This window comes from Kribbella sp. NPDC051718 (assembly GCF_040681515.1).
In the GTDB taxonomy this organism is placed as follows: domain Bacteria; phylum Actinomycetota; class Actinomycetes; order Propionibacteriales; family Kribbellaceae; genus Kribbella.
Genome location: NZ_JBFAYZ010000002.1, coordinates 259,215 through 275,496, shown reverse-complemented (window position 1 = coordinate 275,496; position 16,282 = coordinate 259,215). Strand labels below are relative to the sequence as shown.

Below are 16,282 nucleotides of genomic sequence, written 5' to 3'. Positions count from 1 at the left end.
CTTGAGTCAGCTCAGTCATGTGAATCCTGAGGGTGTCGCGCCGGGGAACGGGTACAGCCATGTCGTCAGCGGGCCGGGGCGGTGGGTCGCGATCTCGGGGCAGGTCGCATTTGATGCTGAGGGCAACCTTGTTGGTGAGGGGGATGCCGGGGCGCAGGCGCAGCAGGTATTTGCCAATCTGGAGCGCTGTCTGGCGGCGGCGGGTGCGACGTTCGCTGATGTGGTGAAGCTCAACTTCTTCGTCACGGATGTCGCTTGTCTGCCGGCGATCCGGGTTGCGCGGGACGCCCACATCGACACGGCCAACCCGCCGGCCAGCACTGCGGTGCAGGTGGTTGCGTTGTTCCGTCCGGACGTACTGATCGAGGTCGAGGCTTACGCCGTCGTCGCTGAGTAGCTAGCGCAGTTGGTCGATGGCTAGCCGGGCTGCTTCGCCGATGGCTGCGTCGACTCGGGGGAGGCGGTGGTCGCCGCGGGCTGCGTGGGTGAAGACGGCGATGGCGTAGGCGTCACCGGCCGGCATCACGATCACGCCCACCTCGTGGCGCAGGGCGCCGAAGGTTCCTGTTTTGCCGGCCACCCGTACGCCGTCGTACGGGAAGCCGGCGGCCAGGCGTTGGGAGAAGACCTGTTGCTGCATGAGCGTTTGGGCGAATGCCGTCTGCGCGTCGGATAGCAGCCGTCCGGACCACAGGTCTGCCAGTAGCGTCGTCATGTCCCTGGCAGAGCTCGCTGCCATCCCAGCGGCGTCGTAGACGCCCACTGGGTCTGTCTGGTCGTTGTCAGCCAGTACTGCGAACGCGGCGTCGACGTCAGGAGCACCGGTCCGTCGCCGCAGCTCACTGAGGTTGCCGGCGGCGCCGCGGCGTACCTGAGTGTGCTGTAAGCCGAAGGACTGCAGGAGCCGAGCCAGGCGATCCACACCGACCTGGTTGAGCAGGGCGTCGGCGGCGGCGTTGTCGGAGACGGCCATCATCATGACGGCCAGATCGCGCAGCGACATGGTCACTGGGTCGCGGAGGATCGACAGGCCGGTGGCGCCGGGGATGCGGCCAGCCGGCTGGAGTGTCAGCTGTTCACGCGGGTCGAGCTCGCCGGTGTCGACCAGATGGCAGAAGGCGACCAGTAGCGGGAGCTTGTAGACCGAGGCGATCGGTACGACGACATCCGGGTCCAGGTCGACCGTCTGGTCCGGATGGTCGATCGAGACCGCATGCAACCAGCCGCGTGCCCCGGCGTCCTCGAAGGTCGCTCGAATGCGCGCAGTCATGGTGTGGCCAGGGCTTGGGCTAGGTGGGGTATTGCTTCCGGTGGGAGGGCGTTCGGCGTACCGGCGTGAGACCAGACGAGCCGGAGGCGGACTGGGAGCGGGTCGTCGACCAGACGGTGTCTGCCTACGCCGGTGGCCTGGAGGGAGTCGTCTGGGGTGATGAGGATAGCTTGGGCGGCTGCGGCCATTGCTAGGGCTGCTCGGTCGTCGGTGACGACCACTGCGCCGCCACCGGGCCGGTGCAGGCCGAGGGTGTCTAGGAAGAGGTCTCTGGCTGCAGGCGCCTCGGCACGCGGTCGTACTGCGATCGGTAGTCCGTCTAGCTTGCGGAGCGGTAGCGGCTGACCGTCGTCCGGGTGGAGGGAGGTTGGTACCAGCGCCCAGGTCCTGAGGAGTGTCACCGGTCCTGCCTGGAGCCCGTCGAGGACAGCCGGATGCAGTACTACGGCAAGCCCGAGCCGGCCGGACGCTACCTGGCTGACCAGAGCGCTGGTCGGCGCGGAGACGGCTGTCACCCGGCTCCCGGGCACCGCCTCACCACATGCCGCGGCAACCGCCGCGCCCACCGACGCAGGCACCTCAGGAGCCAGCCCGAGCCGAATCTCCGGCCCCTCCGGATCCTGGGCGACAGCCGCATGGTGGAACTCGTCGATCGCCCCCAACGCCCGCCGGGCATACGGCAGCAGAGCCGCCCCTGCGGCCGTCAGCTCGACCCGCCCGAGCCCGCGCTCGAACAGCTTGGCCCCGACCATCGCCTCGAGCCGCCGAAGTCCCTGCGAGAGCGGCGGCTGGGTGATCCCCACGACTCGGGCCGCATCGCCGAAGTGTTGCTCCTCGGCCAGCGCCACAAAAATCTGCAGATATCGCTCAGTCAGCATGACCCGCCTGAGCTGCACTGATAGCCCCAGCAACTTGCCGCATATGTAAGAGCATATTCGACATCCCCGGAAGCCCTCGCCTTGACTGAAGGTCCGGTTTCGAGTGAGGGAGACGGCGTGACGTTGAGTCGCAGAGGTGTGTTGACGGGTACGGCAGCGGCCGCGGTGGGTGCCGCAGGCGTGGTCGGCTGGCGTAGTACCAGCGGTGTCGAGGCGGCAGTAGGACCACGCGAGCCGGTGACGCTCACCTGGTGGGGCAATCACGCGTGGGAGATCAGGTGTGGGCAGCGGGTCGTACTGACCGACCCCTGGTTGACCAGGTTCAAGACCGGCACCTACAGCGCCGAGGGGGCCGACCCGGGCACCCGGGTGGTCAGCCAGCCGGAGGTGGTTGATCGGTACGTGAGTACGGCGGATGCAGTGCTGGTGCATCACGGGCACTACGACCACATCCCCGACGTACCGTACGTCGCACGCAAGACCGGGGCGACGGTGCTGGGGAACGAGTCGCATCTGAACCTGCTGCGGGCGATGCGGGCACCGGCCGATCAGCTGTCGCAGGTGAGTGGTGGGGAGTATCTGCCGTTCGACGGGTTCACCATCGAGGTGTTCCGGTCGGTGCATTCGTGTGGTGGGAAGCGGCATCAGTTCGCGTTCCCGGGGACGCGGCCGGGTGCTGTGCCGCCAAGGCCGCGGACGATCGCGGACCTGGTCGAAGGCGGGACGCTCGCCTACGTGATCACGATCGGTGGGTTGCGGATCCTCAGCCTCAGCACCGCGGGCTTCGATGCCAACGAACTAAGGGATCTGCAGGTCGATGTCGTGCTCGCGGCGCCGGGTGGTGAGCCGGGGGTGACCGATCGGCTGTTGCAGGCGATCAAGCCGGTGAAGACGGTGATCGCCACCCACTGGGACGACTTCGATCAGCCGCTGGACAAGCCGGCGGTCGACTGGGGCGGCCTGACCAAACTCCGCACCTCCGTCGAGACCGCCGGCTCAACCTTCGTCACCGTCGACCATCTGAAGTCGATCACCCTCTGAAACGCCGAGCGCCGAGCGCCGGCCGCCGGCCGCCGGGCGCCGGGCTCGGGCGCTGGGGCTACTGGCCGATGGTGTTGAGCTCGGTGATCGCGTCCTCGGGTAGGACGAGGGAGGCGGCGGCGACGTTCTCGCGGAGGTGCGCCACCGACGACGTACCGGGGATGAGCACCATCGTCGACGAGCGCTGCAGCAGCCAAGCCAGAGCGACCTGCTGGGCAGTCGCGCCGACGCGAGCGGCGACCTTCGTCAACGTCTCCGACTCCAGCGGGCTGAAGCCGCCGAGCGGGAAGAAGGAGGCGTAAGCAATGCCCTCGGCAGCGCAGCGGTCGACCAGTGCGTCGTCGGCACGCTTGGCCAGGTTGTAGAGGTTCTGGACCGTGACGACCGGCGCGATCGCCTGCGCCTCGGTGAGCTGCGCGTCGGAGACACCGCTCAGCCCGAGGTGCCGGATCAGCCCCTCCTGCTGCAGTTCGGCCAACGCCGTGAACGCCGCGGCGATCGACCCGTCGCTGACCTCCTCGTGCCCGGGTGCGCGGAGGTTGACGACGTCGAGTGCGTCGAGCCCGAGGTGCTCGAGGTTCTCGCGGACCTGGGCCTTGAGGTCCTCGGGCTCCTGCGACGGGTTCCAGCTCCCGTCGGCGCCGCGCCGGGCCCCTACCTTGGTGACGATGTGGAGGTCCGCGACGTACGGCTGCAGCGCCTCGCGAATCAGCTCATTGGTCACCACTGGTCCGTAGAAGTCGCTCGTGTCGATGTGGTTGATGCCCAGCTCGACGGCAGTACGCAGTACGGCGATCGCCTCGTCATGGTTCTTCGGGGGACCGAAGACGCCGGGCCCGGCCAACTGCATGGCGCCGTAGCCCATCCGGCTGATGGTGAGATCGTCCGCAAGCGTGAGAGCCCCGCCGGGAAGGTTTGTAGTCATACTCCGACTCTCGCTCGCCAGAGACCCAACACGGGATGCCCCAGTTGTCCTGGGACTCCCAGGGCTAGGAAAGCGCAGTACCGGCGGCAGCCGGCGCCAGGCGATACCCAGCGTGCGCCGAGAACTCCGCAGCCAGAGCAAAGCGATCACCCCGTACTACGGTGTGCCGCCACTCGATCTTGCGTCCCTGGGCGTGCCCTAGCCGGTTGATCGAGAAGGCAGCCGCGTCAGCTGGGCAGTGCAGCAGTGCTCGCTCCGCGGGCGTCGGGTTGACCGCACGGATGTCCTCCCGGCCGTGGTCGAGCCGTAGCCCGGTCCGCTCGGCCAACTCGTTGTAGAGGCTCGTATGGCCGAAGTCGGCGTCCAGTAGCCCCTCAGCCAGCGACGCAGGCAACCAGACGCGGTCCAACGCCAGCGGCTCGTCCCCTGCGAACCGCACCCGCTCCAGGTAGACCAGCGGGATCGACGCCTCCAGATCCAACCGACTGGCGATCACCCCGTCCGCCCGGACGTCCAGAGCCCGTACGACGCTGTGCTGCGGCAGCCCGGACGCCTCGACCGAGGAGAAGAGGCTGTAGAGCGCACCCATCGGCTGCCGGATCTCCGGGGAGGTGGCGACCCGCGGCTGGCGCCCCCGCTCGGCCACGATCAGCCCGTCGGCCCGGAGCTTGCCGAGCGCCTGGCGGACGGTGTGCCGGCTCACCTGGTACTCCTCCACCAGCGCGAGCTCGCCGGGGAACAGGTCGTCGAACTCGCCGGCCCGCAGGCGGCGTACCAGTTCCTGCTGCAGCTGCTTCCACAGCGGTTGTCCACCGCTGCGATCCAGCTTGCGCTCGCTCATCCGGACCTCTCCGTCGATGCCGTCTTGCCAAATGTCCGGTCATCTCCTAACTTAAATGTACGCACATTTCTGTCAGGAGGCCCGCTCGTGGTGCACGTCGAGGTTAGGTCACCGGCTGTCGTCGAGACCGGACCCGGCGCGAAGCCACACTTCATCGAGCGGGTTCCCGGGCTGTTGGTGGCGCTCGCGCTGGCCGCCGCAGCAGTGCCGCTGGGTCGGCTGGTGCCGGTGATCGGCGGGCCGGTCTTCGGGATCGTGCTCGGCGTCCTTGCCGGCGTGCTCGTGCCGGCGCTGCGGGGCTCGTGGGCTCGGCCGGGATATGAGTTCGCGTCGAAGACGTTGCTGCAGTTGTCGATCGTCGTGCTCGGCACCGGGCTGTCGCTCCAGCAGGTTCTGAAGGTCGGCGGTGAGTCGCTGCCGGTGATGCTGGGGACGTTGACGGTCGCTTTGGGTGGCGCCTGGTTGTTCGGGCGGCTGCTCGGGGTGCGCGGTGATACCCAGACGCTGATCGGAGTCGGTACTGCGATCTGCGGCGCCTCGGCGATCGCCGCCGCCACCGCCGCGATCGGGGCGAAGCGCTCGTCGGTCGCCTATGCGCTGGCGACGATCTTCACCTTCAACGTCGTCGCGGTGCTCGCGTTCCCGCCGCTCGGCCACCTCCTCGGCCTCGACGCCCGAGCCTTCGGCCTCTGGGCCGGTACCGCCATCAACGACACCTCATCGGTGGTTGCCGCCGGCTACACCTACTCCCAGGCGGCCGGCGACCAAGCGCTGGTCGTCAAACTCACCCGTTCCTTGATGCTCATCCCCATCGTCATCGGCCTGGTCATCCTGAAGTCGCGGCGAGAAGCACGCACTGCCACTGCGGTCGGCAAGGCGAACTCCATGGGCACAACAGGCGGAGTGGGGGCGGGGGCCGCCGCCCCAGGTGAGGGCGTGCTGCCCGCGCCAGCGCCTGCCGCAGGCAGGTTGCCGTGGCGGCGGATGGTTCCGCTCTTTCTGATCGGGTTCATCGTGGCCGCCGGGCTGCGGAGTGCGGGTGTGGTGCCGGCAGCCTGGCAGGAGACGTTGTCTCTGGTCGGGACGTTCCTGATCACCTCGGCGCTGGTGGCGATCGGGCTGTCGATGCGGCCGAGTGAGTTACGGAAGGCCGGCTGGCGGCCGTTGGCGCTGGGGGCGTTGTTGTGGGCTTCTGTAGCACTGAGCAGCTTGGGGCTGCAACTGCTCACCGGCACGTTGTGAAATAAGAAACCTGAAATACCAAATCTCGGGACAGGGGTAGTAAATGTCCCTTCCTAAGTCTTATCTTGCAGAAAGACGGCGCCCCCCGTCCTGAACGCAAGGAGCCAGCCATGGTGGAAACAACGCAGCGCGAAACCTGGATCGCCCCGGACTTCCTCGAGTTCGAGACTCCGACCGAAGTCACCTCCTACGCGGCACGGATCGACTGACAGACCGCCGAACGGGGGCCTGCGCCGCAGGCCCCCGTTTTCCGTGATTTCCCCTGAACAAGTTCCGTCACAAGGCATTTCCGGGTGCCTGAGTTCCGTTTGTGACGTTCAATTGTGAGGTGGCGGCGTCATGTCCCTGTTGAATGCTGAGGAATTCACCACCGCATTACGCGGGCTGTCCTACCGGTACTGGGGAACGCACCCCTTCCACCGGCGGCTGCACGCCGGCGACCTGGACGAGCGGGAGCTGCGGCTGTGGGCCGCCAACCGCTGGTACTACCAGAGCATGATCCCGCAGAAGGACGCGGCGATCATCAGCAACTGCCCGCTGCCGCAGGTCCGCCGCCAGTGGATCGACCGCATCACCTACCACGACGGCAAGACCGGAATCGACGGTGGACTGGAGCGCTGGCTGCGGCTCTGCGAAGCGGTCGGCCTCACCCGCGAGGAGGTGCTCGACGAGCGCCACCTCGCCCCGGGCGTACGGTTCGCCGTCGACGCCTACGTCAGCTTCGCCCGCACCAAGCCCTGGGTGGAGGCCGTCGCGTCCGGCCTGACCGAGATGTTCTCCGGCCACCTGATGAAGCAGCGCGTCGTCGACATGCTCACGGCGTACGAGTGGATCCGCGCCGAGGACTTCGCCTACTTCACCAATCGCATCGACGCGGTCTCCGGCGAAGGTCAGGTGACGCTCGACCTGGTCGTCGAGTACTGCACGACCCGCGAGCAGCAGGACAAGGCGATCGCCGCACTCTCCTTCAAATGCGACGTCCTCTGGTCCATGCTCGACGCGATCGAACGAGCGGCGGCGAGGCAGTGAAACCGCGCCTCAAGCGAGGCGTCCGGCTGACCTACGACCACACCAGGGACATTCAGGTCCTCCTGTACCCCGAAGGCGTCCTCGTCCCCAACCCGACGGCGACCGCGATCCTCCAGCTCTGCGACGGCGAGGCCGACGTCCAGCAGATCACCCTTGCCCTGAGCAACCAGTACGACGGCGTGAAAGCCGAGCAAGTGGTCGATGTCCTCACCCGGCTCGCCGATCGACAGGTGGTGGAGTGGTCATGACGGAGGCACCCCTCGGGCTCACGGCGGAGCTGACCCACCGCTGCCCACTCCATTGCCCGTACTGCTCCAATCCGCTCGAACTCCTCCAGCGCGACCAGGAGCTCAAAACCGGGCAATGGAAGGAGATTCTCACCCAAGCGCGTGAACTCGGCGTCCTCCAGGTCCACTTCTCCGGCGGCGAACCACTAGGCCGCCCGGACCTCCCCGAACTCATCGAGCACACTGCCGATCTTGGCGCCTACGTCAACCTCGTCACCAGCGGCCTCGGCCTCACCGGGAGCCGCCTCGACACCCTCGTCGACAAAGGTCTGTCGCACATTCAGCTCTCGGTCCAGGCGGCCGATGCCGAGCGGGCGAACAAGATCGCCGGCACCCGCGCCCATCACCACAAGATCGTCGCCGCCGAGCTGATCAAGCGCACCGGCCTCCCGCTCAGCGTCAATGTCGTGCTCCATCGTGCCAACCACGACCAGCTCGAAGGCATCATCGCGCTCGCCGAGCAGATGGGCGCCGACCGGCTGGAGCTGGCCAACACCCAGTACTACGGCTGGGCGTTGCGCAACCGCGACCAGCTGATGCCGACGCGCGAGCAGCTGGACGCGGCGCAGCCCGTGGTACGGGCGGCCATCGATCGGTTGAAGGGCAAGATGCAGGTCATCTATGTCGTCGCCGACTACTACGAGGAGTATCCGAAGCCGTGCATGTACGGCTGGGGTGCCCGGCAGCTGACGATCGCTCCGGATGGGACGGTACTTCCGTGCCCGGCCGCGAGCGCGATCGAGACCCTCGACCTCGACAACGCGACCACCAAGTCGCTGCAGGAGATCTGGTACGGCTCGGAGTCGTTCAATGCGTATCGCGGCGAGGACTGGATGAGCGACACCTGCCGCAGCTGTGACCGGCGTGGACTCGATCATGGTGGTTGCCGTTGTCAAGCATTCCTGCTGACCGGCGACGGCGCCGCGACCGACCCGGTCTGCAAGAAGTCACCCGACCGCGGGCTGGTCGACCTGATCCTCAAGACGCCGGTCAAAGCGGCCGAGTTCGAGATGCGCGGATGAAAGCGATCCTGCTCGGCACGGCCGCCGGTGGCGGCTTCCCACAGTGGAACTGCGCCTGCCCGACCTGCTCCGACCCGGGCCTCCTGCCGCGGACGCAGGACGGCCTCGCGATCAGCGCTGATGGCAACGACTGGTATCTGGTGAACGCGTCGCCGGACATCCGTGCCCAGATCCTCGCCACCAAAGAGCTTCGAGCCGGGCCCGGTCCCCGGGAGACGCCGATCAAGGGTGTCTTCCTGACCGATGCCGAGCTGGATCACACGCTCGGCCTGACGATGCTGCGGGAGGGCGCCGGCCTCAACGTCTATGCCCCGCCTGCTGTCCTTCAGGCACTGAAAGACGTCAGGTCGACATTGGGTAAGTACGGCTCCTGGACGTGGTCGACGGTCGGGTCCGATCAGTACCTGGCCGGGTTCCGCGTCAAGGTGCTTGCTGTCAGCAACAAGCGGCCCAAGTATGTGACCAGTGCGACGGGCGATCCGTGGGTGGTCGCGTACCGGTTCGAGGATCCCGCGACCGGCGGGGGCCTCGTCTACGCGCCGTGCCTGGCGACCTGGCCGGATGGGTTCGACGAATTCGTGGACGGTGCCGGGTACGTAGCACTGGATGGCACTTTTCATGATGGTGGGGAGATGTCGGACAAGGCCGATGCCACGGACAAGGCGCAGAGCGTGATGGGGCACCTGCCGATCGAGGCCAGCCTCGAACGCATCCGCAAACTCAGCGCGGCCCAGCCCGGCACGGCCTGGGCCTACACGCATCTCAACAACACCAACCCGGCCCTGGATCCGGCGACTTCGCAGTACGCCGGAATCCGGGCGGCAGGTGTGAAGGTCCCACCCGACGGGACTGTCCTTGTGCTGTAGGGATCTAACCTTCGAACGCCGCGGCGCGGACCTGGACGGCCTTGATGCGGGGGACGTCCAGCTTCGTGCTGCGGTCGAACCGGTAGATGCCGTTCTCTTCCTGGAAGACGTCGGTCAGCTGCGTGTAGCAGTAGCCGAACATCAACGGGTTGTCGAGCAGTACGCCGATCAGTCCGGCAAACCGTTCGTAGAACTCGGCCTCGTCCTTGACCCGCTGGCCGTAACCCCACGACTCGGGGTCGTTGCCGGAAGCAGTAGCGGCCGAAGGGTTCCACCAGATCCCGCCGAACTCGCTGCAGAAGTACGGCTGCCCGTTGTACTCCTGCGAGAGCGGCCGCCCCTCCGGACCGGTGTTCCCGTACGGCGCTCCGTCGGCGAGCCCGGCCATCTGCTTGCCGAACTCGACCGGGTCCTGCTCGTAGTTGTGCGAGTCCCAGACCTCCGTCTCCGGCACGCGATGCGAGTAGCCCGACGTGTCGAGCACCGGCCGGGTCGAGTCGGCCGCCTTGGTGGCCAGGAACATCGCGCGCATCACGTCGTCGAGCTGGGTGATCTTGTCGTGCAGCAGTTGGTGCGTCTCGTTGAGCGGGCACCAGCCGACGATCGACGGGTGGTTGTAGTCGCGCTCGACGGCCTCCAGCCACTGCGTCACGAACGACGCGGTCGGCTGCTGGTTGTCGTCGCCGGTGCCGGCGATGCCCGCACCCCAGTCGCCGAACTCGCCCCAGACGAGGTAGCCGAGCCGGTCCGCGTGGTACAGGAACCGCTCCTCGAACACCTTCTGGTGCAGGCGTGCGCCGTTGAACCCGGCGGCCAGGCTCAGCTCGATGTCGGCGATCAGCGCTTCCTCGGAAGGCGCCGTCATCAGGCTCTCGGGCCAGTAGCCCTGGTCCAGCACGAGTCGCTGGAAGACGTGCTTGCCGTTGATCAGGACGGCTTGGCCGTTGATCGAGACGGACCGCAATCCGGCGTAGCTGTCGGCCGCGTCGACGAGGTTGCCGTCGGCATCGATCAGTTCCAGGCGAACGCCGTACAGGTGTGGGTCCGTGGTGTCCCAGAGGCGGACGCGATCGGCCGGTACTGCGAGGACGAGTCGCGGGGCGAGATCGAGATCCGCGCGCACCTCGGCCGTCGCGACTTCGCCCGCGGCGTCGGACAGTACGGCGCGGACCTTCCAGCCCGGCTTGTTGGCGGAGAGCGGGACCGAGATGTGGAAGCAGGAGCCCGCGACGTCGGGGGTGATCCGCGGCCGGTTCAGATGGATCGACGGGACGGCCTCCAGCCAGACGGTCTGCCAGATGCCGGTGGTCCGGGTGTAGTGGCAGTCGGCGTTGAAGTACGGCTGGGACTGCTTGCCACGCGCCTGTACGCCGTACCGGCTGTCGCGCGCGCGGACGATGATCGTCGCCTCCTCGCCGGGAGCGGCGACGGTGCTGAGCGAGGCGCTGAACGGAGTGAAGCCGCCGCGGTGCCGGACCACCTCGACGCCGTTGACCCAGACGGTCGCGTCGTGGTCGACGGCTTGGAAGTGCAGGACCGCGTCCTTGCCGGTCCAGTCGGCGGGGATCGTCACCGTCGTCCGGTACCAGACGGCCTCGAGGAAGTCGACGTTCTCGATCCCGGACAGCTGCGACTCGGGCGCGAACGGGACGGTGATCCGCTGCAGCAACTCGCGCTCGCGGACCCCGCGCTCCAGCCCGGAGTCGGACCGGTCGAGCTCGAACTGCCACTCGCCGTTGAGATTGAGCCAGTCCGGGCGGGTGAACTGCGGCCGCGGGTGCTCGGGGCGGGGTTGCTGGGCAGTGGGCATCGAGGGCTCCCGGGGCTGGAGGGGATGCGGTCGCTGACGAGCGTACAACGTTGTAATGGGCGCGGCAACGGACGCGGAGGGCGCTCAGATGTGCAACAAGCTGCAATCGTGGTTGAAAGGTTGACCGCATCGAACTATTTGGGGGCCTTAAGCATCATGCTGGTGGAAGCGGCGTGGGGGAGATGGCGGAGGAGATGAGTGACGACTGAGCGCACAGCCGAGGTGCGGCGGCTGCGGGTGCGGGTGCCGCAGGCAGACCTCGACTCGCTGTACCGGCGGTTGCGGACGTTCCGGGACAGCGGGGACTACATCGCCGCCGGGTTCGACCGGATCGTGCCGGCCACCTATGCCGACGACCTGGTCGACTACTGGGTCAACGGCTACGACTGGCGCGCTCACGAGAACAGGCTCAACACCTACGACCACTACACGACCGAGATCGCCGGGCAGTTCGTCCACTTCCTGCACCTGCGGTCGGCCGACCCGGATGCCGAGCCGGTGCTGCTGACGCACGCCTGGCCTAGTGGGGTGATGGATGCACTCTCCACTGCACTCCCCTACGAGGCGCAGGGGCGCTATCACCTGGTCATCCCGTCGATCGCGTGGACGGCGCTGGCCGGCTTCGGTGAGGGGTCCGCTAGCCGGCGTACGGCCGCGGGGTGGGATGAGCTGATGTGCCGGCTCGGGTACCACGACTACCGCGTGGGTGACGACCGTGATGGGTTGACCGCGACACCGGCGTACACGGAGGTCACCGAGACGCGGGCCGAGCAGCGTGGGCTGGATCCGTTGGAGCTGGCTGAGGTGCGGTGGTTCAACGAGAACCTCACCGCGTTCAGTGAACGGCAGCAGATCTCGTCGCTGGTGCTCAGTACCGCCCTGCATGCCTGGCATGCCCAGTTGGTCGACCTGCTGGTCGACCGGGACGAGATCCTGACTGGGCTGACGCTGGCTTGGTTCGCTGCTCACTTACCCACCGAGTAGGCGGTTGCCGTTCTCCCAGCAGACGGCTCGTAGCCAGTCGTCGCCTAGGTCCAGCTTCTCCAGGGCTTCCAGTTGTACTGCGTACTGGTACGGGATGTTGGGGAAGTCGGAGCCGAGCACTACCCGGTCCTGGAGTGCTGCGTAGCGGGGGAGCAGGTCGCGGGGGAAGGGCGCCAGTGCCTCGGTGAACGGAGTGCAGGCCATCGTGGTGTCCAGGTGGACGTTGGGGTACGTCTCCGCGAGCTGTAGGTGCTCGGCGTACTCCGGCATGCCCAGGTGCGCGATGACGGCGGTGAGGCGGGGGTGCTTGCGTAGTACGTCGCCCATCGGGCCGGGGCCGGTGTGGCGGCCGGGGATCGGGCCGGAGCCACAGTGGACGACCACTGGTACGCCGGACTCGGCCAGCTGGCCCCATACCGCGTCTAGCTCGTCGTCACGTGGGTCGTAGTCGCCTACCTGGACATGCACCTTGAAGATCTGGGTGCCTTCGTCGAGGGCTTCCTTCACGTACCGCGCTGCGCCGGGCTCGGGGTAGAAGGTGCCGCTTGAGACGCAGCCGGGTGTGGTCGCTGCGAAGTCGCGTGCCCAGGTGTTGAGTGACGCGGCCATGTCGGGCTTGTGCGGGTAGACGAGTGCGGGGAACCGGCGTACGCCGAGGTCCTGGAGCGTCTGGAGTCGCTCGGCGACCGGCGTGCGGTAGGTGACCGGCCAGGGGGTGCCGTAGTGGGTTGCCGCTTGGTCGAAGTAGCTCCAGACGGCGTCCATCACGCGATCCGGCAGGAAGTGCACATGCACGTCCACCAGCCCGTCGAGCCCCAGCCGCTGCCACCACCCAGGCACCTCGTCATCACGCACGCCGCCACCTTACGTCCGCGCGGTACTTGCAATAGCTACGTAACTACGTACTATCCACAATGTGGAGAACCCTGTGGATAACCGGCTCACAGAGCTGGAGGCGCGGATAGCCGCGCTGGAATCCGCCGCGTTGTCCACAGCCCAAGAACAAGCGCCGCCCGGCACCCTGCGGGCGCCGGGCGGCGCCAAGTCGGACGAAGCAGCCGCTGAGGCTGTGGGCCATGCCCCGACCTTCCCGCCCGACGCCGCCGGAGGCCGGGGCCACTCGACCTCCCCGCCCGACCCCGCCGGAGGCCGGGGCCACTCGACCTCCCCGCCTGCCGCCGCCAGGGGCGGCGGGGAGCTTGCTGCTTTGGGGGAGGTCGGCGGGTGGGCTGAGCTTGCTGGGGTTTTGGGTGCTCTGGGGAGTCCGGTGCGGTTGATGCTGCTGCAGGAGATCGTCCGGGGGAGGAGGACTGTCAGCGCACTCAGCGAGGTGGAGGGGTTGGGGACGAGTGGGCAGATCTATCACCATCTAAGGCAACTGACTGCTGAAGGCTGGCTCCACAGTCCTAGTCGCGGTACCTTCTCGGTCCCACCACCACGTGTGGTCGCCCTTCTGGCAATCCTGGAAGCCCTGCAGAGGTAAAGCCTTGAAAGTGATCGCCATAGTGGTCGCGCTTGCCGTCGTGGCCGGAGGCTGGTTGGTTCGGCCGCGGACGATTGAGTTGGAGTCGGCGCGAACGGGTGACAACAAGCTCCAGACCTACATCGACCAGCACTACCAGGGCGCCGGGCATCGCCTCGAGGTAGTTGTCATCGGCGACAACTCGCTGACCTTCGCCGGCCGCGGTGCCAACGAGCACAGCGAGTTCGAGATCGGTTCGCTCAGTAAGTGCTTCACCGGACTGCTGCTGGCGAACTCGATCCACCACGGTGAGGTGAACCTCGACGACCAGGTCGGCACCCTCCTCCCACTGAAAGGCGCCGAGGTCTCCACCGCGACGCTCGAAGACCTCGCCACCCACTACTCCGGTCTCCCGCGAACGTCGACCAAACCCCTCGACGTAGCGCGCGGCCTGCTCACCACCCTCGACGCGGGCAACCCCTACCCGTACACCGTCGACGACGTGATCAGCCAGGCGAAGGCCGACGCGGGTGGCCGCGGCGAACCGGCGTACTCGAATGTCGGCGCAGCCCTGCTGGGCCAAGCCCTCGCTCGCAAAGCCGGTATGAGCTACCCGGACTTCCTCCGCGAGCGCCTCCTGAAGCCACTCGACCTGGCGGAGACCCATGTGCCCACGACAATCGACGACGCGGCCCCACCCGGCTACAGCTCCGGCGGACGCAAGGAAGATCCGTGGATCCAGGACGGCTACGCGCCGGCCGGCGGCATCGTCTCCAGTGCTGGCAACCTCTCATTGCTAGCCCAGTCGTTGCTTCGAGGCAACGGAGTCGAAGCTCTGGCGCCGAGACGCGACTTCGAGGAGGGCGACCGCATCGGCTACTTCTGGCTCACGAGTCCGCTGACCGGCACTGATCGCAACATGGTCTGGCACAACGGTGGTACCGGCGGTTACCGCTCGTTCGTCGGCCTCGACCTGGAGAAGAAGCGAGCGGTCGTGGTGCTGTCGGATGTGGCCGCGGATGTCGACGAGTTCGCCACCAAGCTCTTGGCGGACCAGTCGTGAAGTACTTCGCTATCGCGCTGGCCGTCGGCTACCCACTGCTCGCCCTCTGGCAGGTCCACACCAGGAAGCTCCGCGACCGCCTGGACCTGCTCATCGTCCTAGCGGCCGGCATCCTCTTCCTGCTGCTCTCCCGGACCATCACCAACTGGCAAGACCTCCCACCCTGGCTCTGGCTCGTCGGCCTTGCCCTGTTGGCCGGAGTCACGGCGTACTCCGGCTGGGCCTGGCCAGACCTCCCCTGGCTCAGACCCGCCCGCCCCCGCCGCAGAGCAGTCTCCGCGGCCCTCCAACTACTCGTCGCCGCGGCACTGGTCGCACTGCTTGTCTAAGACTGGTCGGTCACCCAGAGGCCGGTCAGGCCGCGGAAGTGGGCTAGGAACTTCTCCTGCTCGTGGGCTGGGTAGGTGGCGGCGACGGTCTCGCGCAGGATGCGGTCGAAGTCGTCGCCGGCGACCCAGTCGACCAGCTTCGCGTCGAAGTCGGTCAGGTTCTCGGCACACCACTCGTGGTACTTCGCGGTCTCGAAGTACTCGTCGGCCAGCGCGAGGTAGCCCTCCAGCTTGGCGTCGTAGTCGAGTGAGTCGTCGTCCGCGATCGCGAAGTACCGCTCGGTGTGCAAGTCGACCTTGGTCCGCCGGCCGGTCGCCAGCGAGAACACCGACCATTTCACCAGCGCACTGATCGCCCAGGGGAAGTAGTAGTGCAGGGAGGTGATCGCGACGTCGGGGCAGGCGTTCGCATAGTCGATCGGGTGCACCGAGTCGCCGGCCACCAGCATCTCGCAGGAGTTGAACTCCCAGCCGAAGAAGGCGTTCACGATCCGGCTGATCGCGACCGCCTGATGACCGGCCGACGGGCTGAGGAAGTCGTGCGACACGGCGTACCGGTTGTGCATCGGCTCGTCCGGGCGGAAGTCCATCACCATCGTCTCGGCGCCGATCGACAGCGCCCGGGCGAACTTCTCGTACTCGACCGTGGCCTGCAGGTGCATCAGCATCTCGCCGGACTCGTCGTAGGCGGTGTGCAGGTCCTCGCGGTTGTTGATCCGGGAGACACCACGCCAGCCGCCGCCGTCGAAGGGCTTCATGTACATCGGGTAGCCGAGGTCGTCGGCGATCGCGTCCAGGTCGAACGGCTTGTTGTACTTCTCCGACGTGTACGCCCAGCGCACGTTGTCGACCGGGTTCTTGAACGGCACCAGCACGGTCCGCGGGATCTTCAGGCCGAGGCGCAGCATCGCGCAGTACGCGCTGTGCTTCTCCATCGCCTGGAAGGTGAACGGCGAGTTGAGCAGGTAGGTGCCGTTCATCAGCGCGGCCTTCTTCAGCCACTCGCGCGGGTGGTAGTACCAGTAGGCGAGCCGGTCGATCACCAGCTCGACCCGGACCGGATCGTTCAGGTCGAACGGCTCGATGGTCAGCCGGTCAGTGCTGAACTCGTGCGTCCGGTCGCCGGTCTTGACCGGCCCGACGCGCTGCAACAGCGCCTCGAACGCCTGCGGCCAGTCCTCCTCGGCCCCGAGCAACAACCCGATCAAGTGCTGAGAGCGGTCAGCCATCTTC

19 protein-coding genes are annotated in these 16,282 nt (G+C 67.2%); 12 read left to right on the top strand and 7 right to left on the bottom strand.

All coding sequences use genetic code 11. The annotated features are described in order from the left end of the window. The first annotated feature begins 1 nt into the window (after position 1). Positions 2-397 carry a RidA family protein gene (locus tag AB0M15_RS07900; protein WP_363815150.1) on the top strand — a complete coding sequence of 132 codons (396 nt, stop codon included), beginning with the start codon at positions 2-4 and terminating at the stop codon, positions 395-397. Here AB0M15_RS07900 and AB0M15_RS07895 read toward each other — a convergent pair whose 3' ends face one another. Further along, entirely contained in the window at positions 398-1,270 is an 873-nt protein-coding gene (locus AB0M15_RS07895) for a serine hydrolase (RefSeq protein WP_363815148.1), read from the bottom strand. Then, complete coding sequence (locus tag AB0M15_RS07890; RefSeq protein ID WP_363815146.1) at positions 1,267-2,148, bottom strand: LysR family transcriptional regulator; 882 nt, start codon at positions 2,146-2,148, stop codon at positions 1,267-1,269. Before AB0M15_RS07890 ends, AB0M15_RS07895 begins: the two co-directional genes overlap by 4 nt. A gap of 117 nt (positions 2,149-2,265) precedes the next feature. Here AB0M15_RS07890 and AB0M15_RS07885 point away from each other — a divergent pair, with 117 nt between their 5' ends. Continuing rightward, positions 2,266-3,189: an MBL fold metallo-hydrolase gene (locus AB0M15_RS07885; protein WP_363815144.1), complete on the top strand. Its 924-nt coding sequence runs from the start codon at positions 2,266-2,268 to the stop codon at positions 3,187-3,189. A 58-nt stretch (positions 3,190-3,247) separates the two neighbouring features. Here AB0M15_RS07885 and AB0M15_RS07880 read toward each other — a convergent pair whose 3' ends face one another. Then, on the bottom strand, positions 3,248-4,114 hold the full coding sequence (locus AB0M15_RS07880) for an oxidoreductase (protein ID WP_363815141.1): 867 nt from the start codon (positions 4,112-4,114) through the stop codon (positions 3,248-3,250). A 64-nt stretch (positions 4,115-4,178) separates the two neighbouring features. Next, positions 4,179-4,955: a GntR family transcriptional regulator gene (locus tag AB0M15_RS07875; RefSeq protein WP_363815139.1), complete on the bottom strand. Its 777-nt coding sequence runs from the start codon at positions 4,953-4,955 to the stop codon at positions 4,179-4,181. Between the two features lie 87 nt (positions 4,956-5,042). On the opposite strand from AB0M15_RS07875, the gene AB0M15_RS07870 reads away from it, so the two are divergent. The 6 genes from AB0M15_RS07870 (at position 5,043) to pqqB (ending at position 9,401) form a co-directional block, all read left to right on the top strand. Beyond that, positions 5,043-6,197 carry a putative sulfate exporter family transporter gene (locus AB0M15_RS07870; protein WP_363815137.1) on the top strand — a complete coding sequence of 385 codons (1,155 nt, stop codon included), beginning with the start codon at positions 5,043-5,045 and terminating at the stop codon, positions 6,195-6,197. A 110-nt stretch (positions 6,198-6,307) separates the two neighbouring features. After that, positions 6,308-6,406 (top strand): pyrroloquinoline quinone precursor peptide PqqA, encoded by a 99-nt coding sequence (gene pqqA, locus AB0M15_RS07865; RefSeq protein WP_343970293.1) that lies wholly within the window; start codon positions 6,308-6,310, stop codon positions 6,404-6,406. A gap of 130 nt (positions 6,407-6,536) precedes the next feature. Next, positions 6,537-7,226: a pyrroloquinoline-quinone synthase PqqC gene (gene pqqC, locus AB0M15_RS07860; RefSeq protein ID WP_363815135.1), complete on the top strand. Its 690-nt coding sequence runs from the start codon at positions 6,537-6,539 to the stop codon at positions 7,224-7,226. Next, the gene (pqqD, locus tag AB0M15_RS07855; RefSeq protein ID WP_363815133.1) at positions 7,223-7,474 is read left to right on the top strand and encodes a pyrroloquinoline quinone biosynthesis peptide chaperone PqqD; all 252 of its coding nucleotides are present in this window, start codon (positions 7,223-7,225) and stop codon (positions 7,472-7,474) included. The genes pqqC and pqqD overlap by 4 nt, the downstream gene beginning before the upstream one ends. Next, entirely contained in the window at positions 7,471-8,535 is a 1,065-nt protein-coding gene (gene pqqE / locus AB0M15_RS07850; RefSeq protein WP_363815130.1) for a pyrroloquinoline quinone biosynthesis protein PqqE, read from the top strand. Before pqqD ends, pqqE begins: the two co-directional genes overlap by 4 nt. Then, positions 8,532-9,401, top strand: coding sequence for a pyrroloquinoline quinone biosynthesis protein PqqB (gene pqqB, locus AB0M15_RS07845; RefSeq protein ID WP_363815128.1), 870 nt, complete (start codon positions 8,532-8,534; stop codon positions 9,399-9,401). Before pqqE ends, pqqB begins: the two co-directional genes overlap by 4 nt. 4 nt (positions 9,402-9,405) lie before the next feature. On the opposite strand, the gene AB0M15_RS07840 is transcribed toward pqqB, so the two are convergent. Beyond that, positions 9,406-11,211 (bottom strand): sugar-binding domain-containing protein, encoded by a 1,806-nt coding sequence (locus tag AB0M15_RS07840; RefSeq protein WP_363815126.1) that lies wholly within the window; start codon positions 11,209-11,211, stop codon positions 9,406-9,408. A 198-nt stretch (positions 11,212-11,409) separates the two neighbouring features. Here AB0M15_RS07840 and AB0M15_RS07835 point away from each other — a divergent pair, with 198 nt between their 5' ends. Next, the gene (locus tag AB0M15_RS07835; protein WP_363815124.1) at positions 11,410-12,195 is read left to right on the top strand and encodes an epoxide hydrolase N-terminal domain-containing protein; all 786 of its coding nucleotides are present in this window, start codon (positions 11,410-11,412) and stop codon (positions 12,193-12,195) included. Here AB0M15_RS07835 and AB0M15_RS07830 read toward each other — a convergent pair. Then, positions 12,181-13,050 carry an amidohydrolase family protein gene (locus AB0M15_RS07830; protein WP_363815121.1) on the bottom strand — a complete coding sequence of 290 codons (870 nt, stop codon included), beginning with the start codon at positions 13,048-13,050 and terminating at the stop codon, positions 12,181-12,183. The two genes, AB0M15_RS07835 and AB0M15_RS07830, sit on opposite strands and share 15 nt — an antisense overlap. A 61-nt stretch (positions 13,051-13,111) precedes the next feature. Here AB0M15_RS07830 and AB0M15_RS07825 point away from each other — a divergent pair, with 61 nt between their 5' ends. From AB0M15_RS07825 to AB0M15_RS07815, 3 genes are read left to right on the top strand one after another with little or no spacing between them, the layout of a single operon-like run. After that, the gene (locus AB0M15_RS07825; protein WP_363815119.1) at positions 13,112-13,678 is read left to right on the top strand and encodes an ArsR family transcriptional regulator; all 567 of its coding nucleotides are present in this window, start codon (positions 13,112-13,114) and stop codon (positions 13,676-13,678) included. 10 nt (positions 13,679-13,688) lie between these two features. Beyond that, complete coding sequence (locus AB0M15_RS07820; RefSeq protein ID WP_363815117.1) at positions 13,689-14,720, top strand: serine hydrolase domain-containing protein; 1,032 nt, start codon at positions 13,689-13,691, stop codon at positions 14,718-14,720. Next, positions 14,717-15,049, top strand: coding sequence for a hypothetical protein (locus AB0M15_RS07815; protein WP_363815115.1), 333 nt, complete (start codon positions 14,717-14,719; stop codon positions 15,047-15,049). Before AB0M15_RS07820 ends, AB0M15_RS07815 begins: the two co-directional genes overlap by 4 nt. Here AB0M15_RS07815 and AB0M15_RS07810 read toward each other — a convergent pair. Continuing rightward, positions 15,046-16,278, bottom strand: coding sequence for a hypothetical protein (locus tag AB0M15_RS07810; protein ID WP_363815113.1), 1,233 nt, complete (start codon positions 16,276-16,278; stop codon positions 15,046-15,048). The two genes, AB0M15_RS07815 and AB0M15_RS07810, sit on opposite strands and share 4 nt — an antisense overlap. Positions 16,279-16,282 lie beyond the last annotated feature (4 nt).

Excerpts from the sequence above, each read along its gene's own strand:
- pqqE (WP_363815130.1), top strand. The coding sequence starts at position 7,471 with ATGACGGAGGCACCCCTCGGGCTCACGGCGGAGCTGACCCACCGCTGC.
- AB0M15_RS07880 (WP_363815141.1), bottom strand. The coding sequence starts at position 4,114 with ATGACTACAAACCTTCCCGGCGGGGCTCTCACGCTTGCGGACGATCTC.
- AB0M15_RS07810 (WP_363815113.1), bottom strand. The coding sequence starts at position 16,278 with ATGGCTGACCGCTCTCAGCACTTGATCGGGTTGTTGCTCGGGGCCGAG.
- AB0M15_RS07875 (WP_363815139.1), bottom strand. The coding sequence starts at position 4,955 with ATGAGCGAGCGCAAGCTGGATCGCAGCGGTGGACAACCGCTGTGGAAG.
- AB0M15_RS07890 (WP_363815146.1), bottom strand. The coding sequence starts at position 2,148 with ATGCTGACTGAGCGATATCTGCAGATTTTTGTGGCGCTGGCCGAGGAG.
- AB0M15_RS07895 (WP_363815148.1), bottom strand. The coding sequence starts at position 1,270 with ATGACTGCGCGCATTCGAGCGACCTTCGAGGACGCCGGGGCACGCGGC.
- AB0M15_RS07840 (WP_363815126.1), bottom strand. The coding sequence starts at position 11,211 with ATGCCCACTGCCCAGCAACCCCGCCCCGAGCACCCGCGGCCGCAGTTC.
- pqqA (WP_343970293.1), top strand. The coding sequence starts at position 6,308 with ATGGTGGAAACAACGCAGCGCGAAACCTGGATCGCCCCGGACTTCCTC.
- pqqB (WP_363815128.1), top strand. The coding sequence starts at position 8,532 with ATGAAAGCGATCCTGCTCGGCACGGCCGCCGGTGGCGGCTTCCCACAG.
- pqqC (WP_363815135.1), top strand. The coding sequence starts at position 6,537 with ATGTCCCTGTTGAATGCTGAGGAATTCACCACCGCATTACGCGGGCTG.